Source organism: Streptomyces sp. BR123, assembly GCF_013401435.1.
Lineage (GTDB): Bacteria > Actinomycetota > Actinomycetes > Streptomycetales > Streptomycetaceae > Streptomyces.
Genome location: NZ_JACBGN010000387.1, coordinates 1 through 6,022 on the forward strand (window position 1 = coordinate 1; position 6,022 = coordinate 6,022).

Here is a 6,022-nt window from a genome sequence, read left to right on the forward strand (position 1 = left end):
CGTGGACCTCGACCCCGCCCCGCTCCTCGGCGCCGGTACCGACGTCCCGTGCCCCGTCACCCACCTGGACCTCACGCCGGGAACCCTGCTCGCGCTCTACACCGACGGCCTCGTCGAGAAACCCACCGCGGCCGGCATAGACCCGGACCGGGCCACCGCCGAACTCGCCTCCGTCCTCGCCGCACGGGCGGGAGCCGGCCTCGACGACATCGTCGAGGCCCTCGTCCACCCCGCCGGACCCGCCGCCCCCCAGACGGACGACGTAGCCCTGCTCCTCCTGCGCATCTGACCGCTCCTTCTGCGCATCCGAAAAGCAGTTGGCCGCCGGCCGCCGGGCTGTGACGATGCCCCGGATGAACCGGAACGCGGAGGAACGCACCACGGCGTTCGCATGCGGAGGATGCGGCGCCGCACTGACGGCCCGGCTGTCCCGGGCAGCGCTGCCCCTGCACGCCCGCCAGAGGTGGGGGCACGGACTGCTCCCGGTGCTGATGCAGCACGGGACCTACGCCGTCGACCCCGACCCCTGGGGGCCGCCATGGCGACCGTGGCACGAGGCCGGTGAGGACGAAGCGGCGGCCCGCGGGGTGTTCGCGCCCGAGCCGTCCCTGTCCTTCGGCTCCGCCGGAACGATCGTCGTGGCGCCGGGTGACACCCGCGGCACCGTCCTGATGCCCGGCCGGCACGGCGGGCGGTGCTGCGGGCTGGACGGGAGCGACGGGCCGAACCTCGCCTGCGCGCAGTGCGGCCTCGCTGTGGCGACCCGTATCGACGACTGCTCCCTCTGGCAGGCGGTGCGGTTCGACCCGGGCGCCGTACGCGCCCTTCCCGCCGACGAGGGCGACGGTGACGACACGGGCACGCCCGGGGCGGACCACTGGGAGGTGGTGGCGCCGGCGAGCGACCCCGTACCGCCGGTCGATCCGGCCGGGGACTGGAACCCGCAGTGGGCGGCCGCGGCCGCGGTGGCGCTGGCCCACCTGCTGGCGGTCTCCGGGGGCATGCCCGTGGCCCTCCCCGAAGGCCCCGTCGCGGCGCTGTTCGCGCCCGCGCTCGACGTGCTGACCCCACCCGGGAAGCCTGCGCTGACGGCGGCACCGGCCGGACCGGGTCTGCCCGAACCGGCCGCCGACATCCTCATGGTGCCGCGGCATCCGCGGACGGGGACGGCATGGCGTCCGTCCGACGGCACCGCCGTGACCGTGCCGCTCGCGGCCTACGTGTGGACGCAGCTGGCCTTTCCCACCCGGCGGCGGCTCGTCCAGGCGCCGGGCACGCTGCCCGAGGGCATCCTCCGTGACGACCCCCTCCCCGATCTCCCGTGGCAGTCCTTCCGGCCCGACTGGGGCGTGTTCGTCCGCACGCTCGCCCGGCTGCCGGCCGTCCGCGGGCCCCGGCCGCGCGGCATCCACGACCGTGTGCGGGAGCACCCGTACAGCCACCCGTTCTGAGGGGGAGCAGCCCTGTCGGTGACAGACCATAAGGTCGGCCGCATGGCATCGACCGACCTGATCGAACGTTCCTGGGACCGCATCGACGCGTGGCTGCAGGAACACGCGCCGCGCACCTTCGCCTCGCTCGCCCCTCCCGCCACCGATGAGGAGATGCGCGCGGCGCAGGAGGAACTCGACCTCAGCTTCCACCCCGACCTGGTCGCGTCGCTGCGCCGGCACAACGGGGCACGCGGCGATGCCGAGGCGGCGTTCCGGTTCGCGACGCACGACCGCTTGCTCGCCGTACGGGAGATCGTCGAGGCGACCCGGTTCCTGCGGGACATCGCCGCAGACCTGTACGACGAGGACGAGGACGAGGACGAGGACGAGGCGGAGGCGGCGGCCGAAGGCTACTGGCACCACGGCTACGTCCAGTTCGGCTCCTACGAGGCCACTGCCGACGGCCTCACCGTCGACTGCCGGACAGGGCACGACGCGTACGGAGCGATCGGGCGGTTCTTCGACGAGGAGGGGACCGGCTTCGGCCACGCCCCGTCACTCGGCGCCTGTCTGGCGGCACTTGCGGACACGCTGGAGCAGGCCGGTACGGCCCCGGACGGCGGCGACAGCCCCGTGGTGTTCAACGGGCGCCTGATCTGGGCGTCGGCGCGCACGCCGGGTCCCGCGTGGGGGAGCGCTGCCGACCCGCTCCCCGCGGCGACGACGGACCTGCCTCCCCTTGAGCTGCCCGCGGACCCGGCGCAACCGATCAGGGCGGTTTACATGACCGGACTTCAGGAACTCGGCGCACTGGTCGCCACCCTGCCGAGGGAACGCGTGGCCGAGGCGGCACGCAGACAGATGCGCCGGCTGGCCACCGAGACCGGGCTGGCCATGTACGCCGAGGTCACCGCCGCCCTGGACGCCCAGGAGCGGGGTGAGGACGTTCCGAGGGACCGGAACGGCCCGCTGGGCCTGCGGCTGCGTGCGGTGATCGCCGAGGCGGCCGAGCACCGGGACGACTTCCGCAGATGGGCGGCGGAGGCCCTGCCGTTCGCCGTGTGGGGGCTGCCCCCCGAGGCGGTCTCCCGGATCGCGACCGCCCGCAGTCACCTGAGCGTCCACTGGCGTACCGAACTGCTCGCAGACCTCGGCAACCCACCGCTTCCGGACCTGCCCGACAACCTGTTCTGGGCGCGGCTGAGCAACCCGGACATCGACACCGGCTGGTACGAGGCCCAGTACGCCCAAGTCCTGCGCTGACACCGCGGGAAGGGCAGCAGGCGGCGATCGGGAAGCGCTGCCGGGGCCGTGTCGTACGGTCGGGCCGCATGACCACCCCGACCACGTCGATCGCCCCGATCACCCTGATCCGTGCCGGGGACCGCATGGCCGTACTGTGCCGAATGCGCCGGCCCGCTGAAGTTCCTCGCACAGCTCCTCCTGGACGAGTCCGGCTCCGCCGTCGTCGGCGGTGACCGGCCGCACGCGCACGTGCTGGCGCTGTTCGCCTGCCAGAGCCGCCCGGGCAGACCCCGCCCTGCCGTACCTGCGGCAAGCCGATGCGGCAGGCCGCTCAGGCCGCGGCCACGCTTCACCTGCCTGCCCTGTGGCGAGGCCGCATTCCTGTGGCAGTGCTGACCGCCCGGCCCGCCCGGCCGTCTCACAGGCCCCTGCATGCCGTGAACCGGCAGGCAGGCAGGCGGGCGCCGCGCTACGCGGAGGTCCCGGCCGAAGCGAAGGCGCGCGGGTGAAGCCGTATGCGCTCCCCGTCGAACAGCACGGTTTCGCCGGGGAGGATCAGCAGACCCGCGCCGTCCTCCTCGCACGTGCTGTGGATGCGGCGGACCTGGACCGCCGGGCCGAGGACCCCGGCCATGAACACGGTCGGGTCGATCTCCCATCCGTGCCCGGCCAGCCAGCGCTCCAGTTCCTCGCCGTCCGCCGTCTCCGCCCCGCGCGGCCACGTGTACGTGCTCGCCATGCCTACCCCCTGTAGCTGGTCGGATCACCGCCGCAGATGGTGTCACCCGCCTCTGACAACCGCCCCGCATTTCGGCGGCCCGTACCGTCACCTTCAAGTCGCTCGGCTGCGCCTCGGCGGTAAACAAGGCCTGACGACCTGCCGATCGAAGGCCAAAAACCGTTACGGCCTTCGCTTCCATGCTTCCCGTGTGTGTGCGACACCACTCGAACGTGGCGGCTCGCTGCCGTCGGCGCGGCCGGGCGGGCGATCCTCCCTCCTTCGGCGGTCATCCCGCCGGGCGCGCACCGGATGCCCGGGCCCGCGCGGCACGTCACGCTGCGGTGCAAGGGCAGCCACCACCGCACAGACGAGGACCGAGCCATGTCCCACCTCCGGCGTATCGCCGTCACCACCGGGGCGGCAGTTCTGCTGCTCACGGCAACGGCCTGCTCGGCCGGCAAGACCACCGTGGGGACCATCACCTTCCGTGGCCACGACTCCCCGGTCGTGCTCACGTACTCGAACACGCCCGTCCAGGGCTGCCACAGGATCCGCCTCCCGGAGGGCGCGGCTCACGTGGAGAACGACAGCGAACTCGACGTCATCCTGTACCGGACTCCGGAGTGCGAGAAGACCGACAAGGCCCCCGGAACCTACATCCCCATGTCCAGCGCGAACGTGACGGCCCCCGGCACGCTGCCATGGCGCAGCTTCTCCGTCGTCCACTGACCGCCCGGCCGACTGGCCGACGACCGACCGACCGACCGGTTCCGGGCCCGGCCCCGGAACCGGAACCGTGTCGTGCCCGTCGCCCTCTTCAGGGACTGCCGGCAAGGCGGTCGCGGAGCAGGGCCCAGATCATCGCGGGTCTGCGGGCGCTGACACGTCCGGCGCGTCGACGAGCCCGTCCGACCGGCCCCCGGCCCCCGGCCCCCGGATCTCCCGTCCTCCCGGTGCCGTATCCGCGGACGGGTCTCAGTCCGTGCCGCCGAAGCTCCAGGCCTCGATGTCGCGGTAGTGGATCGGTCCGGGGCCGCGGCCGAAGTTGCTGCCGACCAGGTGGAGGCGCTCGGTCGGCCAGCGGCGGCCGGTGAATCCCACGAGCCGGGCGGCGGCCTCCACGGCGCTCGACGAATCGGTTCGGCGCGAGCGCGCGAGCGTGAGGTGGGGGTTCAGCGGCCGGCTCCGCAACGGGACACCGCTCTCCCTGACCAGGGCCCGCACCTCGGTGGCGAGCAGGTGGAGTCCTTCCAGGTCCCCGTCGATCCCGCTCCACAGCACCCGCTCGTCGAAGTGCCCGCCGCCGCGCAGTCCCAGCTGCAGCGGCCGGCGCGCCGCCGCGAGGTCCGCGAGCGGCGGCTTCAGGAGCGGCACGGTGGCGGCCGGGACCTCGCCCAGGAACGCGAGGGTGATGTGCCAGTCCTCGATGCGGTTCCACCGCATGCGCGGGTACGCGTCGTAGGCGGGCAGCAGCTCACGCTCCAGCTCCTCCTTCGCGTCGTCGGGCGGGGCCAGCGCTATGAAGACGCGGATGGTCTCGGCCTGCATCTCTTCCTTCACGAAGACTTCGTACCGTGTCGGGGCGGGTTCCGTCACATCCCACCTCCCGACGGGGTGCGGGAGCCGGCGCCGAGCCCCTGTCCGCTTCCGGCGGCCGCGGCTACCGTCCTCTCCGAGGCGAGGCCGCAGTCGGCCGGACGATCGGGAGGTCGCCGTGTCCGTGGGTCGCAGGACGAAGGCGCCGCGGCTTCCGCCGCGCTGGTTCATCCGCCTGGTCTGGTCCCTGCACCGGGCCGTGTACCGGGCCCTGGGCGGCCGGATCGGACTGTGGCGGCCGCGGGACCGCAGTTGGGGCGCACTGCGGCTGACCACGACCGGGCGCCGTACCGGCCGCCGGCGAAGCGTGATCATCGCGTATGTCGAGGACGGCCCCCGGCTCGTCGCCCTGGCGATGAACGGCTGGGGCGCGGGCGACCCCGCCTGGTGGCTCAACCTCCAGACGCACCCGTACGCGACCGTCGACCTCGCCGACGGGCCCCGGCAGGTACGGGGCCGGGCCGCGACGGGCGACGAACGGTCGCGGCTCTGGGCCCGCTGGCGCGAGATCGACGGGAACCTGGACGCCTACGCGGCCCTGCGGCCGTCCGAGACCGCGGTGGTGGTCCTGGAGCCCCGACCGGCCGAGCGAATGTCGTGATCCTGCCGTAGTGCCGTCGGCTCGGTTCCGGGCAGGCCGGGCGCTCGTCCGAGGACGACGTGGGGAACGCCGCCCCGGCGATCTGCTCCAGCATCCGGCGCGACGGGGCGAGGCCCTCCGCAGGGGTCCGCGCCGCGTGCGGGGCGGGTGGGCGACGAGGTGGAGTCGGTGCAGCGTCGCCGGTCGGCCGGTGACCTCCCGGTGGGTCACCGCTTCGGGGGCCGGCTCCGCTGCCCCGGGGGCCACGAGGGAGACGAGGACGTCCCGGGCGCCGATGACCGGGTGGCACACGAGGTCCCGCACGAGCCGGCCGGCGCTCCCGGGAAGGCCGTGCGAAGTCCTCGTCGGGAAGGTCGGCGTCCGCCGCACGCAAAGCCTTCCGCGAGCGCGAGGAGAGATCCACACCGCGGCCCACCGGTGTACCCG

At 73.9% G+C, this 6,022-nt stretch carries 7 protein-coding genes; 5 read left to right on the plus strand and 2 right to left on the minus strand.

Annotation, left to right across the window (positions count from 1 at the left end; all coding sequences use genetic code 11):
* The 3 genes from HYE82_RS33325 to HYE82_RS33335 form a co-directional block, all read left to right on the plus strand.
* On the plus strand, nt 1-289 hold a 289-nt coding region (locus tag HYE82_RS33325; RefSeq protein ID WP_179177953.1), incomplete at its 5' end, for a SpoIIE family protein phosphatase.
* Between the two features lie 64 nt (nt 290-353).
* On the plus strand, nt 354-1,451 hold the full coding sequence (locus tag HYE82_RS33330; RefSeq protein ID WP_179177954.1) for a hypothetical protein: 1,098 nt from the start codon (nt 354-356) through the stop codon (nt 1,449-1,451).
* Nucleotides 1,452-1,493: 42 nt separating this feature from the next.
* A complete protein-coding gene (locus HYE82_RS33335; protein WP_179177955.1) occupies nt 1,494-2,696 on the plus strand; it encodes an SMI1/KNR4 family protein in 1,203 nt (400 codons plus the stop codon).
* A gap of 451 nt (nt 2,697-3,147) precedes the next feature.
* Here HYE82_RS33335 and HYE82_RS33340 read toward each other — a convergent pair whose 3' ends face one another.
* On the minus strand, nt 3,148-3,417 hold the full coding sequence (locus tag HYE82_RS33340; protein ID WP_179177956.1) for a hypothetical protein: 270 nt from the start codon (nt 3,415-3,417) through the stop codon (nt 3,148-3,150).
* A gap of 363 nt (nt 3,418-3,780) precedes the next feature.
* On the opposite strand from HYE82_RS33340, the gene HYE82_RS33345 reads away from it, so the two are divergent.
* Nucleotides 3,781-4,128, plus strand: coding sequence for a hypothetical protein (locus tag HYE82_RS33345; protein ID WP_179177957.1), 348 nt, complete (start codon nt 3,781-3,783; stop codon nt 4,126-4,128).
* A gap of 246 nt (nt 4,129-4,374) precedes the next feature.
* Here the strand turns inward: HYE82_RS33345 and thpR are convergent, their stop codons facing one another.
* Nucleotides 4,375-4,959 carry an RNA 2',3'-cyclic phosphodiesterase gene (gene thpR, locus HYE82_RS33350; protein WP_309144535.1) on the minus strand — a complete coding sequence of 195 codons (585 nt, stop codon included), beginning with the start codon at nt 4,957-4,959 and terminating at the stop codon, nt 4,375-4,377.
* A 154-nt stretch (nt 4,960-5,113) separates the two neighbouring features.
* Here thpR and HYE82_RS33355 point away from each other — a divergent pair, with 154 nt between their 5' ends.
* Complete coding sequence (locus tag HYE82_RS33355; RefSeq protein ID WP_218783346.1) at nt 5,114-5,596, plus strand: nitroreductase/quinone reductase family protein; 483 nt, start codon at nt 5,114-5,116, stop codon at nt 5,594-5,596.
* The last annotated feature ends 426 nt before the right edge of the window (nt 5,597-6,022 follow it).

Excerpts from the sequence above, each read along its gene's own strand:
- HYE82_RS33330 (WP_179177954.1), top strand. The coding sequence starts at position 354 with ATGAACCGGAACGCGGAGGAACGCACCACGGCGTTCGCATGCGGAGGA.
- HYE82_RS33335 (WP_179177955.1), top strand. The coding sequence starts at position 1,494 with ATGGCATCGACCGACCTGATCGAACGTTCCTGGGACCGCATCGACGCG.
- HYE82_RS33340 (WP_179177956.1), bottom strand. The coding sequence starts at position 3,417 with ATGGCGAGCACGTACACGTGGCCGCGCGGGGCGGAGACGGCGGACGGC.
- HYE82_RS33345 (WP_179177957.1), top strand. The coding sequence starts at position 3,781 with ATGTCCCACCTCCGGCGTATCGCCGTCACCACCGGGGCGGCAGTTCTG.